The organism is Pediococcus damnosus, assembly GCF_001611155.1.
GTDB classification, from domain to species: domain Bacteria; phylum Bacillota; class Bacilli; order Lactobacillales; family Lactobacillaceae; genus Pediococcus; species Pediococcus damnosus.
Genome location: NZ_CP012294.1, coordinates 1,687,180 through 1,710,629, shown reverse-complemented (window position 1 = coordinate 1,710,629; position 23,450 = coordinate 1,687,180). Strand labels below are relative to the sequence as shown.

The 23,450-nt window shown below is 40.3% G+C and carries 18 protein-coding genes, 1 pseudogene and 1 riboswitch; of the genes and pseudogenes, 6 read left to right on the top strand and 13 right to left on the bottom strand.

The window, feature by feature from the left end; all coding sequences use genetic code 11:
- Positions 1–52: 52 nt before the first annotated feature.
- Both ADU73_RS07930 and ADU73_RS07925 read left to right on the top strand, forming a co-directional pair.
- Entirely contained in the window at positions 53–292 is a 240-nt protein-coding gene (locus ADU73_RS07930) for a hypothetical protein (protein ID WP_046871336.1), read from the top strand.
- A 42-nt stretch (positions 293–334) separates the two neighbouring features.
- Positions 335–598, top strand: a complete 264-nt coding sequence (locus tag ADU73_RS07925; protein ID WP_052694488.1) for a helix-turn-helix domain-containing protein — start codon at positions 335–337, stop codon at positions 596–598.
- Between the two features lie 218 nt (positions 599–816).
- On the opposite strand, the gene ADU73_RS07920 is transcribed toward ADU73_RS07925, so the two are convergent.
- The 8 genes from ADU73_RS07920 to lysA all read right to left on the bottom strand — a co-directional run bounded on the left by ADU73_RS07920 (position 817) and on the right by lysA (position 9,084).
- Positions 817–1,017, bottom strand: coding sequence for a cold-shock protein (locus tag ADU73_RS07920; protein WP_056986216.1), 201 nt, complete (start codon positions 1,015–1,017; stop codon positions 817–819).
- A 727-nt stretch (positions 1,018–1,744) separates the two neighbouring features.
- On the bottom strand, positions 1,745–2,812 hold the full coding sequence (locus tag ADU73_RS07915) for an aspartate-semialdehyde dehydrogenase (protein ID WP_046871340.1): 1,068 nt from the start codon (positions 2,810–2,812) through the stop codon (positions 1,745–1,747).
- A 28-nt stretch (positions 2,813–2,840) separates the two neighbouring features.
- Complete coding sequence (locus ADU73_RS07910; RefSeq protein WP_062913371.1) at positions 2,841–4,040, bottom strand: aminotransferase class I/II-fold pyridoxal phosphate-dependent enzyme; 1,200 nt, start codon at positions 4,038–4,040, stop codon at positions 2,841–2,843.
- 20 nt (positions 4,041–4,060) lie between these two features.
- Positions 4,061–4,843 carry a 4-hydroxy-tetrahydrodipicolinate reductase gene (gene dapB / locus ADU73_RS07905; RefSeq protein WP_062913370.1) on the bottom strand — a complete coding sequence of 261 codons (783 nt, stop codon included), beginning with the start codon at positions 4,841–4,843 and terminating at the stop codon, positions 4,061–4,063.
- The gene (gene dapA / locus ADU73_RS07900; protein WP_046871343.1) at positions 4,836–5,759 is read right to left on the bottom strand and encodes a 4-hydroxy-tetrahydrodipicolinate synthase; all 924 of its coding nucleotides are present in this window, start codon (positions 5,757–5,759) and stop codon (positions 4,836–4,838) included. The genes dapB and dapA overlap by 8 nt, the downstream gene beginning before the upstream one ends.
- 28 nt (positions 5,760–5,787) lie before the next feature.
- Entirely contained in the window at positions 5,788–6,954 is a 1,167-nt protein-coding gene (locus ADU73_RS07895; RefSeq protein ID WP_046871344.1) for an N-acetyldiaminopimelate deacetylase, read from the bottom strand.
- Positions 6,955–6,958: 4 nt separating this feature from the next.
- Positions 6,959–7,669 (bottom strand): 2,3,4,5-tetrahydropyridine-2,6-dicarboxylate N-acetyltransferase, encoded by a 711-nt coding sequence (gene dapD / locus ADU73_RS07890; protein ID WP_062913369.1) that lies wholly within the window; start codon positions 7,667–7,669, stop codon positions 6,959–6,961.
- Between the two features lie 107 nt (positions 7,670–7,776).
- Positions 7,777–9,084: a diaminopimelate decarboxylase gene (lysA, locus tag ADU73_RS07885; RefSeq protein WP_056986212.1), complete on the bottom strand. Its 1,308-nt coding sequence runs from the start codon at positions 9,082–9,084 to the stop codon at positions 7,777–7,779.
- A gap of 103 nt (positions 9,085–9,187) precedes the next feature.
- A riboswitch (Lysine riboswitch) is annotated at positions 9,188–9,371 on the bottom strand.
- Between the two features lie 167 nt (positions 9,372–9,538).
- On the opposite strand from lysA, the gene ADU73_RS07880 reads away from it, so the two are divergent.
- Positions 9,539–10,933: an aspartate kinase gene (locus ADU73_RS07880; RefSeq protein ID WP_046871347.1), complete on the top strand. Its 1,395-nt coding sequence runs from the start codon at positions 9,539–9,541 to the stop codon at positions 10,931–10,933.
- A complete protein-coding gene (gene dapF, locus ADU73_RS07875) occupies positions 10,923–11,924 on the top strand; it encodes a diaminopimelate epimerase (RefSeq protein ID WP_046871348.1) in 1,002 nt (333 codons plus the stop codon). The genes ADU73_RS07880 and dapF overlap by 11 nt, the downstream gene beginning before the upstream one ends.
- Positions 11,925–12,618: 694 nt before the next feature.
- Here the strand turns inward: dapF and ADU73_RS07870 are convergent.
- The 4 genes and pseudogenes from ADU73_RS07870 to ADU73_RS07855 all read right to left on the bottom strand — a co-directional run bounded on the left by ADU73_RS07870 (position 12,619) and on the right by ADU73_RS07855 (position 18,008).
- Entirely contained in the window at positions 12,619–13,833 is a 1,215-nt protein-coding gene (locus ADU73_RS07870) for an IS110 family RNA-guided transposase (RefSeq protein ID WP_100077853.1), read from the bottom strand.
- A gap of 482 nt (positions 13,834–14,315) precedes the next feature.
- The gene (locus ADU73_RS07865; protein ID WP_145930494.1) at positions 14,316–15,872 is read right to left on the bottom strand and encodes an amino acid permease; all 1,557 of its coding nucleotides are present in this window, start codon (positions 15,870–15,872) and stop codon (positions 14,316–14,318) included.
- Positions 15,873–16,020: 148 nt separating this feature from the next.
- On the bottom strand, positions 16,021–16,539 hold the full coding sequence (locus ADU73_RS07860; RefSeq protein ID WP_046872293.1) for a DUF4811 domain-containing protein: 519 nt from the start codon (positions 16,537–16,539) through the stop codon (positions 16,021–16,023).
- A gap of 1 nt (position 16,540) precedes the next feature.
- Positions 16,541–18,008, bottom strand: a pseudogene (locus ADU73_RS07855) (MDR family MFS transporter).
- Positions 18,009–18,241: 233 nt separating this feature from the next.
- Here ADU73_RS07855 and ADU73_RS07850 point away from each other — a divergent pair.
- Positions 18,242–19,648: a L,D-transpeptidase gene (locus ADU73_RS07850; RefSeq protein WP_056986530.1), complete on the top strand. Its 1,407-nt coding sequence runs from the start codon at positions 18,242–18,244 to the stop codon at positions 19,646–19,648.
- A gap of 436 nt (positions 19,649–20,084) precedes the next feature.
- Complete coding sequence (locus ADU73_RS07845) at positions 20,085–21,788, top strand: hypothetical protein (RefSeq protein ID WP_081113868.1); 1,704 nt, start codon at positions 20,085–20,087, stop codon at positions 21,786–21,788.
- Between the two features lie 105 nt (positions 21,789–21,893).
- Here ADU73_RS07845 and yjeM read toward each other — a convergent pair whose 3' ends face one another.
- A complete protein-coding gene (gene yjeM, locus ADU73_RS07840) occupies positions 21,894–23,420 on the bottom strand; it encodes a glutamate/gamma-aminobutyrate family transporter YjeM (protein ID WP_307722727.1) in 1,527 nt (508 codons plus the stop codon).
- Between the last annotated feature and the right edge of the window lie 30 nt (positions 23,421–23,450).

Below are 23,450 nucleotides of genomic sequence, written 5' to 3'. Positions count from 1 at the left end.
TATATATTCTAGTTAAGTCAAACTATAGAACGATAAAGAGGAGCTGTTTTTTATGGCAAGTGAAGTTGTACTTTTTAACCCTGGAGACTCACTAGGAAATTTTCATGATTATAACGAGGCTGTTCGTAGTGGGCAACTCTATAAGCATAAGGATAATACGCCGCATGAATTAGTTATTGCAACAGATCCTAAGAGTGACGAAGACTACCTTATTTTTTATGCTAAGGATGCTGTTGATCCAAAAACTAAAAACAATCACGGAACCCAGTACACCATCTCAAAACATTTATAAAACGAATATTTACGTGCCTTGTCAAAAAAGGGAGGACCCGCAATGACCTTTGCAGATCAACTTGTTAGGCAAAGAAAACGGGCCGGCTATACAAGAAAGGCCCTAGCCGAAGAATTAAAAGTTAGTCCAGATTTAATTAGCGAGTGGGAACATGGCGAAGTCGAACCAGACTTGTCAGCGCTAATCAAACTGCACAAACTTTATCAAATCAGTTTAGATGAACTCGTTTTAAGTCCAAGACCACATAAAACAGTTAGTGCTTCTAAATGGTTAAGCCAGTTTGACCACGCATTAAAGAAAAAGTAGTTTGTTTCTAAGTAATAAAAAGAAGCTTCGTAATTTTTCAATTACGAAGCTTCTTTTTTACGCTAAGTTTTAGTAGACATCGACATTGGAGCCGAATTCAGCCTCTAAATCTTCTAATAACGTATTTTTTTCTGTTTTGCATTCTTTGTCAGAATATTTAATATATAAAACCTCGCTTTTAAGATTGCCTAAGAAGTAACTTATCAGGCGCGAATGTTTTACTGTTTCTGAACGTTAACAGCTTGTGGTCCACGGTCGCTGTCTTCAACGTCGAAAGTAACCTCTTGGTCCTCTTCCAATGTCTTAAAACCGTCGCCTTGAATAGCTGAGAAATGAACGAATACATCGTCACCGTTTTCGCGATTAATAAAACCGTAACCCTTATCAGGGTTAAACCATTTAACTTTACCTTTTTCCATGTGAATGAATCCTCCTTGCGCAATGCGCGTTTAAAAATTTTGTATCCCACAAGCTAATTACGAAAGGAGTGACGCTCTTAGAACTCCGTACCTTTGATAATAAACTGATAAAACACATTAGTAATAGTTTAACAGGGAAAAAACATTGTTACAAATAAAACGACTTCCAATGCTATCCAACAGTACTCAGGTTCGATTGGTGCTTCATTAATGGCCACGTTTATTGGAATCAGCCAATCAAACGCCCATGGCCTATCCTTCGTAAAAGCAACCGGTCTTGGAAGCCGACATGATTTTATTTTTCTCATTATCATGGAACTTATCATGTTAGTTCTTCAAATTGTGAACTTTAAAACTCAGAAAAGTACCTCTTCGGAAAACTAATTAACTAAAAAATGATCGGTTGGCAAGTCTATTTAGACTGCGAACCGATCATCTTTTTTAATTTTTACCGCTAGGCCTGAGGACAGCTTCACAAATCAGTCAAGAAAATATAAGCAAGGCTCCCACTACTTCGAACTATTGATGATTTTCGTTCGTTGTCGATTCTTGTGGCATAATTCAGCCGCAAGAACTCGCGGCGGGATTGCGATCCCGCATACGCACCTCGACTCTTTTTAATTTTTACCGCTAGGCCTGAGGACAGCTTCACAAATCAGTCAAGAAAATATAAGCAAGGCTCCCGCGGGATTGCGATCCCGCATACGCCTCGCTTATATTTTCTTGACTAACGATTTGTTACGCTCACTAAATCTTTTTCCACCAACTTCTCCGCGATCTGCACCGTATTCCATGCCGCACCCTTCAACAAGTTATCCGCCACTACCCACATGTGATAGTTACCCGGATTTTCTTGATCTCCACGCACTCTGCCCACAAACGTCTCTCGTTTACCTTCCGCATTAATTGGTTGTGGATATAATTGTTGGTCTGGATCATCTTGCAAAACCACTCCCGGTGCCTTTGCCAACACCTTTTGAATCTTTTCACGACTGGCTTCCTTAGGATTTGCCACTTCAAAATACACTGCTTCACCATGTCCAATGCCAACCGGTACGCGCACACACGTAGCCGTCACCTTAATATCAGGCGCGTCCATATCATCCAACATAATCTTTTTGGTTTCATGAATCATTTTCCACTCTTCATGCGTATACCCATCATCTTCAAATACATCGATTTGAGGTAATAAGTTAAAGGCCAATGGATAATGTTTTGCGCCACCCTTTACAGGATAAATAGTGCTTTGCATTTCTTTGCCATCTAAATGTTCTTGGGCCTGGGCATTCATTTCATTCCAAGCTTGTTGACCAGCACCAGATGCCGCCTGATAAGTGGACACAATTACCTGTTTTAAACCAAATGCTTTGCGAATCGGTTCCAAAGCCACTACCATCTGAATTGTTGAACAATTAGGGTTAGCAATAATGCCATGATGACGAGTGAGTGCCTCTGCATTCACTTCTGGCACAACCAGTGGGACATCGGGATCCATTCGAAACGCACTCGTATTATCTACACAAACAGCGCCTCGTTTAACAGCCTCTGGCAATAGCCGTTTTGAAACATCACCACCTGCAGATGCCAATACTAAATCAACACCTTCAAAAGATTCTGGTTTAGCCTCTTCAACAGTCACTGGTTGATTGTGAAATTTTAATTGTTTACCGGCTGATCGTGATGAAGCCAAAAATTTCACTGACTTAACTGGAATTGTGGACTGTTCTAATTGTTGAATTAGACGTGTTCCGACCGCTCCCGTTGCACCTAAAATAGCTACATTATATTCGCTCATTTCATTTTCCTCTTTTATCTGCTGAATTTTACTTAGATGCTGATGCCGTCTTAGCTGCCATAAAGCCTTTCATATTCGTCATTGCGGCATGTAAATCTTCCACACTTGCTGCATATGATAAGCGAATATAGCCTTCACCACCAGGGCCAAACGCACTTCCTGGGATGACACCGACTTTACCGTCTTGGGCTAATTCCGTGGCAAAATCAACTGAATTTTGCGTAAATCCTGCTGGGATTTTTGCAAAAATGTAAAAAGCACCCTTTGGCGGAACCGTTTCAAATCCTAATTTATCTAAACAATCAATGACATAGTCACGGCTCTTTTTATACTGGACACACATTTTCTTTGGATCATCCAACCCATTAGTTAAAGCTTCAGTAGCTGCAGCTTGCGCTGGATTAGATGGTGCAGTAACCAAAAAGGCATGCATTTTGGCGGCATTTTTGACAAAATCAGCAGGAGCAGCAATATACCCAATCCGATAACCTGTCATTGCATGGGATTTTGACAACCCATTCACTAAGATTGTTTGTTCAGGAATCATTGCTGCGATTGAATGATGCGTAATGTCATATGTAAGTTCACTATAAATCTCATCAGCAATCACAAAAATTGGTTTCGTCGCAATTACATCTGCTAATCCCTGTAATTCAGCTTCTGTGTACTCCACACCGGTCGGATTATTAGGATACGTCAAAATAACTGCTTTAACGGCATCCCCCTCTTTGGCAAGCGTTCCTTTCAAACGTTGAGGAGTTAACACAAAGTTGTCTTTTGAAGTATCCACTTCAACTGGCGTTCCACCTGCAACGGTAATCAATGGCACATATAGTGCAAAAGCTGGGGTTGGCACAATCACTTTATCCCCAGGGTTTAACATGGCCATTAAACTTGCCGCTAAGGCTTCAGTAGCCCCAATCGTAGTTACAATTTCTGCTTTTGGATCATAGTCCAAATTATAACGGGTCTTTAGAAAACCACTGATGGCGTTTCGTAATGCTGGGGTTCCCTTTTGGGCTGAATAATGGGAATCATTATTACGAATACTTTCAACTGCTGCTTCTTTGACATGTTCCGGAGTATTAAAACCAGGTTCTCCTAAGGTCAATTTGACCAATCCGGGAATCCCCGTAACTTTCTGATCAAACGCCCGAATTCCAGACGGTCCAATGGAATCTAAGCGTTGATTAACTTGATCTGATAATGCTGTGTTTAATTTTGGCATTCTACCACTCCTCGTATTTTTTAAGATAAAACATTTTCTAGGCCAACTACTAATTCAGTTAATGAACCAACTTTTTTAACCGCGATTTCGACACCCTTCATGAACGAATCACGTGTGAAGGAATCTTGCCGAATTGTCAACGCCTCACCCTCGCTACCAAATAAGACCTGCTCGTGAGCTACGTAACCGGGCAAACGGACGGAATGAATTCTGATTCCTTTATAATTACCGCCACGTGCTCCCGGCAAGTTTTCATCAAACTTTTTGTTATCAGCCGCTTGTGGTTCGCGCGCTTCACTGATTTGTTTGGCAGTACTCAGAGCCGTTCCAGAAGGAGCATCCGTTTTGTCGGCATGGTGCATTTCAATAATTTCTGCTTCGGGGAAGTATTTAGCCGCCTCTTTAGCAAATTTCATCAATAGGACGGCGGAAATTCCGAAATTAGGAACGATCAGACCAGCCATGTGTTGGGTTTTCGCATAGGCTTTAAGATCCTCAACTTGTTGATCTGTTAAACCACTAGTTCCCACGACCGGACGAATATGATGGCCTAAGGCAAATTTGGTATTTTCAAAAACTGCTTTTGGAGTACTGAAATCAATCCACACATCAGCTTCAATGTTAATTGCAGAGAAATCATTGAAAACCTGAACATCCTTTGGTAAATCATAACTTGCGGGTTGTAAATCCTTTACTAAGGGACTATAAACGCCCACCAATTTAAAATCCTCTGTGTTATTCACAAGGTGAACCGCTTTTTGGCCCATTGAACCGTTAAATCCAGCAACAATTATTTTAATCATCTGTAACTCCTAACTCTTCTAAATCGTCCGTTTCTAGCGCATCTTCGTTTAATCCCAACGCCTTTGCCAAGGTTTGTCGTTCTTCATGATTCAACGGCAAAATTGGTAAACGACTGCCGCCAACTTGAAATCCTTGCGCCTTTAAAACAGCCTTGACTGGTGATGGCGAAGGATAAAGGAATAGTGCTGCCATCTTTGGGGTTAATCGTCTTTGCAAACCAGCTGCCAACTTTGTGTCACCTTTATAAAAGGCATCCAGCATTGCCCGCATATCTCTTCCATAAATATGGGCAGCTACAGAAACGACCCCAGTTGCGCCAATCGCGATTCCTGGTAACGTCTGCGCATCTTCACCCGTGTAGACCATGAAATCATTTGGTGTGTTTTCAACTAAATATTCCAAATCTTCCAAAGATGTGCATTGTTTAACCGCCTGAATATTAGGGTGTTGAGCCAACTGAACCACCGTCTCGTTTTGCATGGTGACCCCGGTTCGGCCTGGAATATTATAAATAGCAATTGGAATTGGTGACTGATCAGCGACCGTTGTGAAATGAGCAACCATGCCGCGTTGATTAGGCTTATTGTAGTAAGGTACAACGACAAGTGCCATATCAATTCCCTCAATTTGCCCCACTTCTTTGGTAAACTGGACCGTTTCAAGCGTATTATTGCTTCCAGTTCCGGCAACAATTGGTACCCGTCCATCAATAATTTTTGCAAATTGCGTATATAATTCAATTTTTTCATCATGGGTTAAATTTGGCGTTTCACCGGTTGTCCCACCAATAATAAAACCGCGACTTCCAGTATCTAAAAGATGATTAGTGAGTGTTTTTAAAGCTGGAAAATCAATTTGGCCCTGATCATCAAACGGGGTCACAATGGCAGTTAATATATCTGCATTTTTAAACATAATTTTAAGTCCTTTCAAATCCAATTACTTACTGATTCATTCGATCATTTAAAAATCCGCTAATGGCAGTAACGCCCAACCAGATTGCCTTTGGGTTGGGTTTAAGGGTAGCTGAATGCAGCTGCGAATCGTCCTCAACTCCCAGCCAAAACATGGTTCCGGGAATCTTTGCCAACAAGTAACCAAAATCTTCACCGGTCATTGCTGGCTGCGTTTCAATAAACTGAACGTTTTTGGCCTGCTTCATACAGGTAATAAAATTCTTGGTTAGTACTGGATTGTTTTCGACAGGCCAGTAACCACCCTGATTGAGTTTAACTTCAACCCGCGCCTGATAACTCTGGGCAATGCCATCAGCCACTTCTTTAATTCGCTGATCAATATGTTCAATCATTGTCTGCGTAAGTCCACGAATGGTCCCTTCTAAATGAGCCCGACCCGCAATGACATTTCGAATGCTCCCAGCTTCAAACTTACCAAATGTGATCACGCCGCCTTCAATTGGATCCACGCTCCGTGACACAATCGTTTGAACCTGATTAATAAATTGACTAGCTGCGACAACCATATCATTAGCATCCTGTGGAAATGCCGCATGTCCACCTTTACCGTAGAAATCGACGTCGACTTCTGTGGTCCCGGCAAATAAAGTTCCCATTCGGCAGCCAATCGCCCCAACTGGTAAATCTGGATTGTCATGCAAGCCATAAAATTCATCTGGCCGCCATTTTCCGGTAAACACATTTTGTTCATAGGCGGTTTTCCCACCATTCAAACTTTCTTCGGCAGGTTGAAAGAAAAATAACAAGTTGTCTTTGGGTTGGTGACTCGCAAAATAGCTGAGTAAACCAAGGGCGACTGACATGTGAATATCGTGACCACAGGCATGCATCACGTTTGGATGAGTTGATGAAAAAGGTAATCCAGTCTGTTCTTCAACCGGTAAGCCATCAATATCTGTGCGGTAGCCTATGGTCCGAACTGGCGCACTGCCATGCACTAATACCAAAAGAGCTGTAGGCATTTCATCTGGAACTTTAATTTCTAGATTAGTTTGATCAAACTGACGCACAACTTTTTCCAAATAGGCATGGGTTTCAACCTCTTGCATTGCTAGCTCTGGAATTTGATGCAATTCTTGGTAAATATTAATTAATTGCGACTCAGTTAATGGAGCTTGGCGTTGTTTTTCCATTCTTTTACAGCTTTCTTAAAGTGTCCTCTAATTCCGTTTTGGATCGCGTTTGGTCGTCAATATCTTTCATTTTACGAGCCGGAACCCCAGCAACCATAGTATTAGGCGCAACGTCTTTGGTAACTACTGCTCCAGCGGCAACCACCGCTCCTTTTCCAACGTGCACGCCTTCCAAAACGACTGAATTGGCACCAATCATAACGTCATCGTCAATCCGCACTGGTTGTGCAGAAGCAGGTTCAACAACTCCTGCCAAAACTGTGCCGGCACCAATGTGAGCATGTTTACCCACAATTGCGCGACCGCCCATGACAACGCCCATATCAATCATTGTATCTTCGCCAATTTCAGCACCAATGTTAATTAAAGCACCCATCATAATAACGGCATTATCGCCAATGACCACCTGATCACGAATGATCGCACCTGGTTCAATGCGGGCATTCACGTTCTTAGTATCCAACAATGGCACGGCGGTATTGCGACCATCGTTTTCAACCACGTAATCATCAATCACGGCCTTGTTTGCCTCAAGAAATGGCTTAACATCTGCCCAATCACCAAAAATGGTTCCAGCTTTTGTTTCTACAAAATTCTGAATACTAGCAGGAAAATCAAGTTTGGCTAAATCACCTTTCAAATATACTTTAACTGCTGTTTTCTTTTTAGAATTACTAATAAAATCAATAATTTTGCGTGCATCTAATTTTGCCATATCTTGAGCCTACCCTTCAAATTTCGTTGCTTTTCTACTTTAAGTTTGTTTAATTAAGCCAACTTTAAAACATTTTTCTCTTCTTACATTATATGGCATTCAAGTATCTAAATAAAATCTTGATCCAGACGAACTAAATCCTCGTAACTTTCCCGTTTAACCACCAGTTTAGACTGCCCATTTTCGACAAATACCACTGCTGGTCTTGGATTGCGATTATAATTTGAAGCCATTGAATACCCATAAGCGCCCGTTGCTAAAATCGCTAATGTATCGCCTGGTTGTGATTTTGGTAAAGCTTGCTTTTGAATCAGAATGTCGCCAGATTCACAATATTTACCGGCAATCCGCACTGTTTCTTCATTTTTATCACTTGCGCGATTAGCTAAAACAGCTTCATAGTCGGCCTGGTACAAAGCGGGACGGATGTTGTCACCCATGCCGCCATCCACCGTGACATATGGCAACAGTCCGGGGACATCTTTTCGGGATCCAATTGTATACAAGCTGTATCCAGCCGGACCAACAATTGAGCGGCCTGGTTCAATCCAGATTGCTGGCATTTTCAGATCACGTTGTCCAACCCGTTTTTGAACGGCCTTGATAATTGCATCCACGAACTTTTCAGGGGCAATCGGATCATCTTCCTTAGTATACCGAATCCCAAAGCCGCCCCCAACGTTTAGGACTTGTGTATCCAAATCAAATTTGTCATGCCAATCCGCAGCCAAATCTACTAACTTGTTGGCCGCCATCACAAAACCTTCGACCTCAAAAATTTGTGAACCAATATGAGTATGAATGCCGATCATCGTCATACGAGGATTGGTCAAAATTTGTTTTAGTGCCTCTTCAGCCTGTCCCGACTGAATATCAAAGCCAAACTTACTATCTTCTTGTCCAGTTTGATCATATTTATGCGTGTGCGCTGAAATTCCTGGTGTGATCCGAATCATGACGTTCATGGTTTGCTTTTTTTGTTCCAAGATCTCACTTAGCAACTCAATTTCATGAAAATTATCCACGATGACAACACCAATCTGATGTTCAACAGCCATTTCAAGTTCAGCGCGTGATTTGTTATTCCCATGAAAACTAATTTTATCCATTGGGAAACCGGCCTTGATCGCCGTATACAACTCCCCACCAGAAACAACATCGATATGGCCCTTCTCCTGGGCAACTACTTGAAACATCCCCACGGTCGCGAAAGCTTTGCTAGCATAACTGACTTCGTATTCAACCTGGTTTTCTTCAAAAACTTTATTAAAACGTCGAAATTGCTGACGAATTGCTGCCACGTCATAAGCAATTAAGGGTGTCCCGTACTGGTGAGCTAACTCAGTAGCATCGACGCCACCAATTGTTAAATGTCCCGCTACATTAATTTTGTTTGGTTCCAACTGCTCATCCATTAAATTTCCCCCGTAAAATTCTATTTTTTAAATAAAAAAAGGGATCTTTTTGTTTTGCGCAAACAAAAAGATCCCAGAATTAATTTTTCATTATTCTGTATCAATCGTCGATAGCGCCCCACAGCCGACATGTTTTGCTGTGACAGTCCGTAATCTCTTAAACTACGTCCCAGCATACTGAACTCCTATCCAAGCCCAGCGCTTCGGCAACCGTCCCTTTCACAAGTTTCTTTGTTTGATAGAAACTCCGCTCATTACTCATGTTGGTTGCAACCTCTTAAATTATTAAAAATTTTATAATACTTTTCACAGATAGTCAACCCTCCCGCTCAAAACCAAACTCAAAAAGAAATATTTTTATTGCTATTCAAAAATAAAATGCTAAAATTCACAATAACTAATCAAGTTCTAATAAAACTATTTTTTACTATTTTAGGGAGTGGCATAACTAATCATGAATGTTGTTAAATTTGGCGGAAGTTCTTTAGCGGACGGCGCTCATTTTCAAAAAGTCATCGACATTATCAAAGCAGATCCTAAGCGACAAGTCATTGTCGTTTCCGCACCAGGAAAACGATTTTCGGCCGATATCAAAGTAACTGATTTACTAATTAAATACGCCCAGGCCATTATTCATCATAAGGACGCAACTCCAGTGATCGAAAAAATTGCCAACCGTTATCAAACGATTGGTGAATTTTTTGAGCTACCGGCTAGACCTATCCAAAAAATCATTACTAAATTAAAATCCTTACCAAATGAATACTATCCAAGTAATGAGTACCTCATGGCCGCTTTTAAGGCCCATGGTGAGCGTTTAAATGCCATGCTGCTAACTAGTGTCCTAAATCATCTCAACGTCCCAGCGCGCTTTGTTGACCCGTTTGAAGCAGGAATCATTGTAACTGATGATCCTAGCGATGCAACCGTACGCCCCGAAACCTATGAAAATTTAGCTCACTTAAAATTTACTGATAAAAAACTCGTTTTCCCCGGCTTTTTTGGATTTACACCCAATGGGCAAATTGCTACTTTTTCAAGAGGTGGCTCGGATATTACCGGTGCCATTGTTGCCCGTGGCCTTCACGCTGATTTATACGAAAACTTTACAGATGTGAACGCCATTTACGCAGCTGATCCCAAAATCATTGCCCATCCGCAGGCCATTAAAAAAATGACCTATCGGGAAATGCGGGAACTTTCTTACGCCGGTTTCTCTGTATTTCATGATGAGGCCATTATTCCCGCTATTGAAGGCCAAGTGCCAATTAACGTAAAAAATACCAATCATCCCGAACTTCCAGGAACTCTGATCGTCCCTGAAGAAAATTTTCATCCGCAAAACACAATCACAGGGGTTGCCAGTTCCGAACGGTTTGCCGCTTTGTATTTACACCGTTATTTGCTTAACAAAGAAGTCGGTTTTACGCTGAAACTTCTCCAAATTTTGTATAAATATGATGTTTCTTACGAACATATGCCTTCAGGAATTGATGATTTAACCATCATTTTCGATAAGAATCAGTTAGATGACCAAACAATTCATGAAATGTGCTATGATATCCGCAATACCCTCCACCCTGATCAGCTTGATTGGATCGACGATTACGCCATTATTATGGTGGTTGGCGAAGGGATGCGTTCCCGAATTGGAACCATCGAAAATATCATTCGCCCGCTCGCCAAAAATGGGATCGGGGTTCACATGATTAATCAGGGTGCTTCACGAATTTCCATTATGTTGGGAACCAAACGTGCCGATGCCCACAAGGCGGTTAAACAAATTTACCAACAATTTTTCACAACCGAATCAACAAATGATGAAGGGAGCAAAATCCATGCAAATTGAGAAAGTTCATGGCTCAGAAAATCACTTTTTCTTGTTAGATCAAACCAAATTACAAACCAAGCTCTCTGATCAAGAACTGGTAGAGTTTACAAAAAAAATTGCCAATCCACAAACCGGAATCTTAGCTGGATCCGATGGCGTTTTAGTTATTGATCAAGCTACTCATGAAGGTGCCGTTGCCCAAATGCGAGTGATTAATGCCGATGGTAGTGAAGCGTCCATGTGTGGTAATGGTTTGCGAACTGTTTCTCGTTACCTGGCCCAAGAATTAAGCCTAGACCAATTTAAAGTCCAAACATTAAACGCGGATCTTCAAGTTAGCAAATCAGAAAGTTTTGCCCCCAACGTTCCGGCGTTTAGTGTTGAGATTTCTCCCGTTTCGTTTGCGGCTGAAAAATTACCATTTAAAAATTTAAATACTGACGAATTAATTGATCAAGCCGTTCCAGAATTTTTACCTAACCTTAAATTCACATCGCTGGCCGTTCCCAATCCACATCTAATTAGTTTTGTTTCTGCTGAAGAACTGGCTTCTGATGATTTGGGCAATCTTGGGAAACGATTAAACGCAAAAAATCCTTACTTTCCGGATGGCGTAAATGTTAGTTTTGCCCAGATTCTTGGAAAGAACAAGCTTTTCGTACGAACGTATGAACGCGGCGTTGGCTTCACAAATGCCTGCGGAACCGGCATGTCAGCAACAAGCTTGGCGTTTGCGCTGACTCATCCTGATCAAGGACAATTTGATCAAGAAATCACCGTTTACAATCCTGGCGGCATGGTTAAAACGAACGTTCACAAAACTGGAGAAACGTACAAAATCAATTTGATTGGTAACGCAACGGTAACTCATCACGTTGATATCTCTGAAGCCGATCTTCATGCGGCCAATTTGGACAATGTCACCATTACCAAAACAGAGGAAGAAACCGCCTATCAGGCTTTTGTTACTCAATTACCAAAGATTAACGACATCTCCGTAAAATCATAAATGTCTCAAACTCTCTAATTGTTGGAGAGTCTTTTTTCAACTTAAAAAGCAGCGTGTCAATTCAAATCTGACCCGCTGCTTTATTTAATTTCTTGTCTAAAGTTTGAAAGTACAAGACTTCACCTAATGACCTGGTACAAAAAAGTTGATAACAGTCAAATTAAGTTAGCTGTCGTCTTCCAGCAGTTTGGGCTGGAACGTAGTGCGAGTTCTTGCGGCTACCTTTGCCACAAGAATCGATAGCGTATGGAGCATTGCGGGTTTTCGGTACAAAAACCGACCTTCACGCGTAATAGTGGGCACGCCTTAGAGCTGAAATTCACATCTTTAAGTTTGGCATTTATCTAAACGAAAACCGTTAGGATAAATGACACTACTGGACCCATTTGTTTCCAGGCTGAATCAGGTATTAAAACTAATTATATTTAGCACAAAAGTTGCTATGGAAGTGTTCGTGCAAATCATCTAAAGACAATGACTTTTCAAGTTCGGAGGCGTTTTGGCCTCAGGGGTGAAATTTTCTACCATTAGTCAAGAGAAACCTTTGATATCAGTAACTCTGTTAACTATTTATTTATTCTTAGCTTAAGATTGCTACTTTTGGACTGAGAAATTAATATTTAGGCTACGCCAAAAAACACCTCAGGTATTTAAATTTTTTGAGGTGCTATAATCAGTTTAGATGAATTGTGTATTAGTGTTGTGGTAGGCACTTTCTGGAATCATACAATTCATTATTCTTAATTAGGTGGTAGATGGTTCTAATGAGCCGTCCCATCGCTGCTATGGCAATCTTCTTAGTGTGGGTTTCACTGGAAGATTGCTTTTTGCGTTGATAAAGAATACTGACGTTGGAGGGATGATATTTAGCAGCACACACCATATTCAAAACAGCTTTGAACAATATTTTTCGAGCGTATGAATTTCCACGTTTTCGGATGTGCTGTCCCATTTCGTAGTCTCCAGATTGATATTGAATTAAGTCAATTCCGATATATGCATTAATGGCATTAGAACTATGGAATCGACTAATATCGCCAAGTTCGGCTAGAAGGCAAACCGCTGTTTTAATGCCAAATCCTGGAATTGATTGCAGGATAGGAATCTCATTGAGTGATACTGAAATTTGGGACATTTCTCTAATAATTTCGTCTTTTTTATCATTGAGACGCTCTACTTCACCAGCTAGGTAAACGACAGAGCTAACCGCACACGCATCGCTACTAACCGCCGGAGCGGATTTGTTTGCTAATTCTTTAAGGTGCTCGGCTAAGCCAAGCGCTCGTTTTTCACTCATGTTCTTGAGTGTCGCTTTTAAAATTAGTTGCGCTAATTCTGATAGTTTAGTTTCTAATACGAAAGTTGGATGCGGAAACTGCTGTACAACGTGCCAATATAAAGTACCATCTGTTGTACTTATAAATTGTTCAACTTCAGGAAAAGTGAGCTGCAGGTTCTTATGCAATCGATTCTTGGCTCGCACGAGATCTTCGTTGAACTCTTGATAGGTTCGCTCTAAATCATGCAGTTCTTCATAGACGCCTGCTTCTCTGAACGTCGATTGATAATGATAGTGTGCCATTGCAGTGGCTAATGCTACTGCGTCCAGCTGATCATTCTTATTGTGCCGAAAACCATCCATATCTTTCTTGGCCGCCAAAGGATTAATCTCGGTATAAATCCAATTTTTTCTCTGTAAAAAGGCACGAATACTTCGTGAATAGATGCCAGAAGATTCAAAAATTACCTTGGGTGACTTAAAGCTATTAAGAGCGTCATCAAGGGTTTCATAACCTATACGATCGTTAGTTATCTTGAATTCTTTAATGACACTGTCATCGGCTAAAATTGCTACATTTGAACTATGTTTACTTACATCTATGCCAAATATGATTTCGATATCAATCATATTTAAACACCACCTTATCAAAGTTGTATTCATCGATTCACTCATCTCAATTTTCAATACACGACTTTTAGTAGCCAACGGACTTCGAGCGAGCTTATTGGTGAACCAAATGAAGTTGCCAATTTATCTTGCGACGTCATCGTATGATGCGCCAAATGACACTTCGACATGTCAACTTCATTACCACTTTAACAGAATGAAAAAGTGGTGAATCATAATTTCGTCGAATTATGATTCACCACTAATATTAGTCCGTTTATCTTAGCAATTTATTGCTTAGATAAAGGTCGAATTTGAAGACAAGTGACCTGCTTGGCTTCAAATCGTGCCCACCCCGTTCCAGGCCAAGTAAGCTGGAGAACGGCAATTAACTTGATTTGGGTGAACTAAACCGTTTAATATCAGTAACTGAAGTCATTTTTGTACTTTCAACCTTTAGTTCTTGTTACTTTCTTAAAAATTTAAAAGATAAATTTGAACTCTTACCGTTTTTCAAACTTCTTTTCTTCTTGATCAAACTTTTTGGAAACATCTTTTTCAACATGCTGCAACACATGTTCATAACGCCCCTTTAGAAAAACATGCTTATCCACCTCTTCAGGACGGCGATGTCGAATCGTAAAATTATAAGTTGGTTTCTTGTGCCGATGAATACCGACCTCATAAATTAATTCGGTTATCCCAATCACAACCACGAAAAATAACACCATGAGTAAAGTATATAAATGTGGTGAAATCGTTTTGATACTGGTAGATGGAATAAACGTTGACCCCAATACAACCACTGAAGTTACCAAACCAATGCTGGCAACCACATAACGAAAAACTTTTCCTCCAGGAATTTGAAACCCTCGTTTTATTTGCGGAGCATTCTTTTCTTGATGGATATATGCCACAAAAATCAAAATGTAGGTCACGATGTACAGCATTACCGTCAGCGCCATTGCCATTTGATAAGCATCATTACTACCTTTGAGGACTACGGTTAAAAAACCACTAATCAGCGTCACAACAATGCCTTGTACCATAATCAAACGCACCGGTACCCCGTCATGATTAACATGCATGAAATAATGAGGCAAGATACCATCTTCTGCAGTCACAAACAAGGATTTAACTGGCCCAATGATCCAAGAACTAATTTCGCCAAGCATCCCCAGTGCCATTAAAATACCAATCACATGAACTCCCCACTGAATAGCAGGAAAAGTCACTTTCATCATTTGTGCAACGGCCTGAATCACACCTTGATTTAAGGTCAAATGGTTCGCCGGAATCACTGCTGCAACGGAAAGGCCACCTAGTGAATCAACCAGAATTGCAAAACCAACCAAAATAATCATACAAAGTGGATAATTACGACTCGGACGATCAAGATCATTAATATATGACGCCGAAGCTTCAATTCCCGTAAACGCTAAAATATACGGCACGATCGTTCCAATTGAAAAATTAGTCGCTAATGTATGGACATTATCAGTAAGACTCACGTCAAACTGAACATGACCGGTCTTTAAAACATACATAATTCCCATTATCAATAAAATAACAGATGGCAAAATAATGCCAATCATAAAACTAATGCTCACTAATTTATCTGTTTTGGCGACCCCACCCAATTGAATGAAGGTCATCACCCAATAAATCACCAAAAACGCCGCCCATTTTATCAGCGGATTATGATTCAAAGCTGGAAAATTTAAAACGTAGGACAGCGCCCCGATAATGAAATAGATCATTGTAATAAAGTTGACGGTAATCTGTAACCACTGGAAAAAGACTGCTAAGAATCCCCATCTCGTACCAAGACTGTTCTTAACCCACGCAAACACCCCACCTTGTGTATTACCATCAATGGTCGCCATTTCAGCTGAGCAAAGCGCCACGGGTAAAAACCAAAATACGCCGGCTAAAACTAAATAGCATACAGCCAGTAACCCCGATTGAGCAAATGCTGGATATTCATCCGCTGACATCAACATGGATGCCGTTAATGTAAAGAAACCAAATAAATTTAATTTCGATGCTTTTTTTGTCATGATTACCTCTTTGATTAAGTATGTTCGTTTCAAAACTGTGATCAGGTTCAATCTGAGTGCGTAAAAAAAGAAGGCTTAAACCTTCTTCAGTTTAGTTCTATTCTAGGCTCCTAATTCACATCTGTCATATTTTACAACCACGATTATTTCAGCCTTTTTTACCTTGAGTTGTAACTTGTTTCAATTTCCAGCCACTCATTAATCTAAATTCATAGTTTTGACTGACAAACTGATGATTCGGAACCCCATTGCTAAAGAGCAATTTCATTTCTTCACTTCGATAAACCCGCGTAACTCGGGTAATTTTCACCTGATTCATTTTTGAATTATGCTTGATTTTTACACTGCCAGTACTTGGATCAGTTTTAGCTAATTTCTGTTGCAATGGATTGGTTGCATAAAAATAAACTCGTTCGTTCTTGGTTCCGAGTTGCTGATATGAAAGTACATGTTGGCCATGGACACTTGAAGTCAGTGGATACGTTTGCGTTTTACTAACTTCTTTCATCCCTAGAAATGTATTGTAGTTTAGCGTTAAAACAACGACGCTGCCCACACTTAAAATCAGTCCGATAAACACCCAAACAAGCTTTTTCACACCCGGCCGAATGAAAATCATGCTGATTGCGAAAATTAAAGCCCCAGCAATTAATAGAATAACAATCATATTAATATTCCTCCCGTGTGTCTTTTTTCAAGAAGAAAGTTAGTACCAAACCGATTAACGCGAAACACGTCGCAATTAGAAAGGCATATCGGAATCCCAGCACGTTTGCGTCTACCAATAATTTTTGAAACAGAACCGGTGTGGCATGGGGCAACCGTTGATGATGGTGTGTGATTTAACGTAACACTTGCCATGACAGAAACCAAGATAACCGTTCCCATTGAAGCAAATACTTGACGCGCCATATTATTCACGACGGTCCCGTCACCAATCAAATGAAGCGGTAATGCATTCATTCCCGTCGTCGTAATTGGCATCATAACCATTGAAATTCCGAACATCCGGACCGCATACAAACAAACCAGATAAGAAATGGGTGTTTGAGTCGTGATCGGGATAAAGGCTGCAGTTGTTAGGGTTAGTAAGAACATCCCGGCAATCGCCATATTTCGAGCACCCAGTCGATCAAAAATTCGACCGGTAATTGGGTTCATTACTCCAATTGTAATTGCCCCTGGTAACAGAGTTAAACCAGAAACTAATGGTGATTCACCCCGAATGGTTTGTAAATATAAAGGTAAAACCAGCGTAAATCCATTCATCGACATGTTGGAAATGGATACCAGAATCGCCGATAAAGTAAAGTCAGAATGTTCAAACACCTTAAATTGTAATAACGGGTTTTTAATTTTCAAAGATCGCATAATAAATAATCCCACTACCACGATCCCAATGATCAAGGTTCCGTAGACAATTGGATCCGTCCATGAATACGTCCCTACTGAAGAAAAAGCAAACAGCATTGACCCAAATCCGACCATTGACATCGCCGCAGATGTCCAATCAACCGGTGCCTTTTTTGTAGGTAAAACTTTTCTTAATGTGAAAAATCCCAAGACTAAGACCAATAAGGAAATTGGCATAATTGAAAGGAATAACATCCGCCAAGAATAATGCATCAAAACCCACCCAGCGAATGTGGGCCCAATCGCAGGCGCCAATCCGATAACCATTCCGGCACTCCCCATTGCGGCTCCCCGTTTGGAAGGTGGAAAGATGGTCGTCATGATGGTCTGATAGACAGGTGAAGTAATTCCCACTCCTGCGGCCTCAATTAAACGACCAATTAAAATTGTCCAAAAACTTTGTGCAAAATAACAAACAACAGTTCCAACAAAAAATATCGCAATTGCCGACAAATATAATTTTCGCGTATCAAAACGCTGAAGGAAAAAGCCTGTGATTGGAATCACAATTCCCATCATTAACATAAATCCAGTCGTCAACCACTGAACCGTCGTCGTTGAAATGTTAAATGATTTCATTAAAGTTGGGAAAGCAGTTGTCAGCATGGTTGTTGTTAGAAAGGTACTAAATGTCCCAACCAGCAGCGTCACAACTAAGGCAAGGCGATTATAAGGTCGGCCATTTTGGTCAACCGGTTGATCAGGTACATCAAAATTATTCATTAAAAACTCACCTCAAAAATTTTATTATTGTTATGTATATAAAAAAATAGCCACAAACTTAATTGTACCATAGGAAATCAAGTCGCCCTTTTTAATGAAAACAGCCTTAGCCACTGGCACTATTTAGTTCACAACGATTTATTTAAGAAAATACTTTTTCATTGACATCCATTGACACACGTTTCATACTTGTCCAAGGTATTTTAAAAGTAAAAAATGGGGGGAAAAAGAAATTGACTAAAAATAAACATGGGATTGCATGGGCGATTGCCGCACTAGTAATCATAATTATTGGTGGGTGTGGCTTTGCCTGGCACTATGGTCAAACCCATTTTGCACCTGGAACCATTATCAACGGTCAATCCGTTTCACGGTTAACCGTTACGCAAGCTGATAAAAAATTATCAAGCTCTTCTTCAAAGGTAAAGAATCGCGTTTATTTGAACAATAAATTACTAGTTGATGGTCAAGATCAAAAATTAACTAAAGTAACAACGGCTCAAGTAAAGGACGCATTAACTAACCATCACGGCCTGTTTGCTTCAAAAACAAATAAAACCGTCGATATCAGCAACTCTGACACTACCTTAACTTATCGCAACAACACGCTTCAAAAGCAAGTCACTCAAGCAGTTGCCGATTATAATAAAAAAGCAACTGCCGCTCATCCTACCTATTATTATTTAAAAAATGGCGCAATCAAAGAACAAGCCAGCACCACTGGCACTCAAGTAGATGCTGCAAAAGTCTTGGCTAAGTACAAATCTCAAGTTAATAAGTTACAGGATATCAAGATTAATACCGACTATGTGAAAGCCACCAAAGCTGATTCCACGCGTGCAAAGAAAACTAAACAAGACTTAGAACAGGGTCTTTCAAAGACATTGGTTTATCACGTAGGTGGAAAAGATTATAAATTGACTGGCTCAAAGTACTTGGTAAATTCAACTCCTGGTAAGACGCCTTCAGTTGATTTATCAGCCCTAAAAACTGAATTAACAGATATTAATAATGCAGACAGTACTCAAGGTAAATCCATTGATGTCAAGCTTTTAAACAGTGGTAAAACCGTTTCGACCAACACATCAACAGCTTCAAATTATGGCTGGTCACTAAATGTAAATACCGAAGCCGCAATGTTAGCCAAGAAATTCATTGATTCTTCTGTCAAAACAAACGCAAAGGTTGATATGAAAAATTATTCTGGCCAAAATATTAGTTACAATCGTTCATCTGCCATTGGATCTACCCGTGTAGAAATTAATTTAAGCACTTTACACGAATATGTCTATGTAGATGGCAAACAAAAAGCCGACATTCCGGTTATGAGTGGCACACTTTCTGGAAATCACGAAACGCCAACCGGCTTATTCCACATTTTGTATAAGCAAAGTCCTTCTACTCTGACAGGAAACAACGATAACGGCTCAAGATATTCCAGTAAAGTTTCTTACTGGGAGCCATTGACCGAAGATGGTGTGGGAATGCACGATAGCCCATGGCAACCAGCAAAGGTTTACGGAAATCCAAGTTATCGCGATACGTATCATTCTCATGGTTGTTTGAATAATCCACCAAGTAAAATGAAATCCGTTTGGGATAACACATCTACAACTGAGCCAGTAATTATTTATAAATAAGTATTGAATGAAAAAGGTGTTGAGAATTTTAAAATTCAACACCTTTTTTTGTATTACTAACAGTTTTAAATTGCTCTAATTTATATTCGCGGTGATAGTGATCTGAATCTACATAAATAGCGTGGATTTCGCCATTATCTTTCATATCATTATCACGAGCAGCATTGATAGTTGCAATGGCCAGATATTTATTTTTTTAGTAATTTCCTATTTTCCCCCAAATAACAATCTCCGTCGAAAGCATTCATCTTTTAAAAACGTTTTTATTCATAGCCCTATTGTACAGACTATTTTAGATTTAGCATTTTTCCCCAATTAATCTTTTAATGTCCCCAACACTCAAAAAAATAGTGACGAAACTGCCAACCTATGAGATCCTATGCATAGGTTGTTTCATTTTAGTCTGCAAAGAAATAAATTTATTGGAGGAGTCATTATGCTATATATTATTTTGCTCAGTTTTATTGCCCCCGTTTTGATTTGGCTTGGCTTTATTGCCACTGCTAATCCAGCTGATCGACGCACCACCATTGTCAACGGAGCGTGGATCTTGATATCTTTGGTGATTTTAAAAATCATTCAAACTTATGTCTGGTTACCTTCCCGAAATTCCCTCTCTCTGTTGGGGGCTAACTTAATTTGGGGCGCAGTTAGTCTGGCCGCTTTTTACTTTTTGTTCAGAGCGACCACCGATTCCAGTCTTAATCGCACAACCATTGCAGCAGGGGCTGGACTACTCGTGCTTGTCATCATCGTTGGCGGTGGTGAAGCACATTCGGCTTTCTCCGTAAAGTCAGTGGCGCAAAGTATTCAATCTAAAAAAGTTTCCAGCAAGGCAGCGCCTACCTTTAAAAAAGGTGTTACCCCAGTTGCCTTATCCCCAAAAAAAGTTAAAAATCGCATGAACAAAAATATGAGTGACGTGCCTAATTCTCAATATTTTCATTTAGGTGACATTCAGGCCCAATACTATCATGGCAAGCCTGTTTACATTGCCCCAGTTGAGTTTGATGGCTTTTTCAAATATCTATCGGCTAAGCAACGAACCCCAGGGTACTTTATAATTGACGCCACTTCTGTTAACGCAGAACCTAAATTTGTCCGCAAAGCAATGAAATATACCAACGCCAGCTACTTTAACAACAACGCGCAACGGCATATTTATCAGGACTATCCGCAATGGCTCGTTGCTGACAATAGTGAACCTCAATTAGAAGTTGATGAAAATGGAACCCCTTATTACATTGAAACAACCTACAAATCCATGGCATTAAGTCATCGAATTAATTATTCAAAACTGCATGTCATTGCGGTCAACGCGGTCACTGGAAAAACTAATTTATATAGTTTAAAGAATCTGCCAAGTTGGATTGATGAAGGAATCACGTCCGACGTTGCCGACTATATGAACACCGCCTACGGAAAATATCAACGTGGTTGGTTAAATATGCACCTCAGTAAAACTGGCATTCAGGTCCCCACCAACAGTGAAGTGATCTCAACGTTTGATCGTCAAGGCCAGGTTCAATACTTCACTGATTTTACAAATCCACGTTCAGATGCAGATAGTGCGTTAGGCTATTCCATGATTAACGCCCGGACCGGGAAATTAGTTTACTACAAGACACACGGAATTATGGATTCAGATGGTGCAAAGAATAATGCCGATAACAACTATAAGGCACAGCAATGGAAATCCTCAATGCCGGTTATTTATAACATTAACGGCAAGCCGACTTGGGTCCTCTCAATTTTAGATGGCACTAGTGCTTTCCGCGGATATTATTATATTGATGCGTCCGACCAATCTGTCCACGCCACTGGGGATAACGCCAACGAAGCTGTGGATAATTTCCGCCAAGCGTTAGTCGATAGTGGTACCAGTGCAGGCAATACGGCCGGTGCCAAGCTTAAAACCATTTCGGGAACCGTTTCTCGAGCTGTCATCGTTACAAAGAGCAACAATCAAGCCTTACTATTTACCTTGAGTGGTAGCAACACCATTTATACTGTTGATGGCGATGATTTCCAAAAAGCACTATTAACTCAAACTGGAGATAAAATAACAGCTAAAGCTTATGTAGTTAAAAGCAAATCGATTGGTAATGTTGAAAAATTTGTAAATACTAATCTAAAATAAAGTAGTTCATTAAAAATAGGAATCAAAAATTTCAATTAAGAAATTTTGATTCCTATTTTGTTTAATATTCATTATTAAGCCAGAATTTCCAGATTATTAGTGTTCCTAATCAATATCATCAATATGTGGCACGTCAATCTTTCTCTTTCTAACTGATACTTCATAAAAGATCCAAGCAACTAGTGCGAAGAAAACAGGACCAATCACTGTCCAAAATGCCGTGTAATAATCATGAATAGAAAGTGGTTCAATCACCGTGAAAATAATTCCAACCAGAATAACTAACCACGTAATGATCGTAATTGTCAACGTCATCGCCTTCGTCTTAAAGAAGACAAAGGGCCGCTCTAAATCGGTACGTTTTTTGAAGAATGGAAAGGCCCCAACCAAGAATAAGTATGGAACCGCCGACGAGATATTTTCCATATCTTGTAAAATGGTGTAGAACGACTGGGCGTTGCTACCACCAAATGAGACGGCAAATATGATCACAACCACGATAATGGCCTGCACCCACATTGAATAAGCCGGCACACCATATTTGTTTAGTTTGGTCATCTTTTTAGGCCAAAACTTGGCTGGTGACCCCATGATAAATGATTTCAAAGGTGAATAAACAAGCACGAAAAAGGCACCCATATCGGATAGAAATTCTTCAATTCCAATTACCCGAGCAAACCAATTTCCCATCGTAATGCTGGCGGCTGCCGATAAATGCATCGTTTTCCCAATTGAAACACCTAAATTATTCATTAAAACGTAAAGCACGTTTCCTAAATCACTCGTCTTGTTACCAAGGACGGCATGCCAGTTTGCGCTGACTCCCCAAAGAAAGATTCCGAGTGAATAGGCAACTAACATAATGATGGTTGAAATAATCATTGCGCGTGGAAACGTCTTGGAGGAATCTTTAACGTTGTCCACAACGCCACCCATAGTTTCCATCCCACCATAAGCAAAAATTGCATACACAATGAAGGACATAATCGCAATTGGTGAAGAAAACTGACTATTTGGTGAATGGATAATTGAACGAGCCGTAAATGGCTGTGCCAAATGGCCCCCGTGCACTGCCAACAATACTAAGCTAATTAATAAGAATAGCGCCGTAATTGTCAACGTGATCGTCCCACCAAACGCTGCGAATCGCGCAATTTGATTAATTCCGTGCGTAGAGAAAAATGTCACAGCAATCATGAAGACAATCGCGATTAATCCAATCGTTTGGATACTATTGAATCCCAAAAAATGCCACGATTGGGTAGTATCGTGCCCCGAAAACATCGTCGCAAACGGAATCCAAATTTTTGATGCTTCAGATACCAGCCACACAATCCAACCTGATAACCAAATAAAAGTTCCAATGAATGCTAGTTTTTCGCCAATCGATCCGGCTAACCAAGAATAAATTCCGCCATGGGCCTCTTTAAAACTAGATCCATACTCGGCAAACATCATTACACTGGGCAAGAAAAAGAAAATTGCCCCCAATACATACCATAAAATCGCGCCATACCCCATTTGATCATAGGCAACTGTGGTATTTGAAATCCCATAAATGGAGGTAAACACCATAAGAATCAGGCCGACAAGCCCGATTTTATGTTGCTTCGTGTTTTCCAAATCGTCCAAAACAAATCCTTCTCTCTAAAATAAAAATAC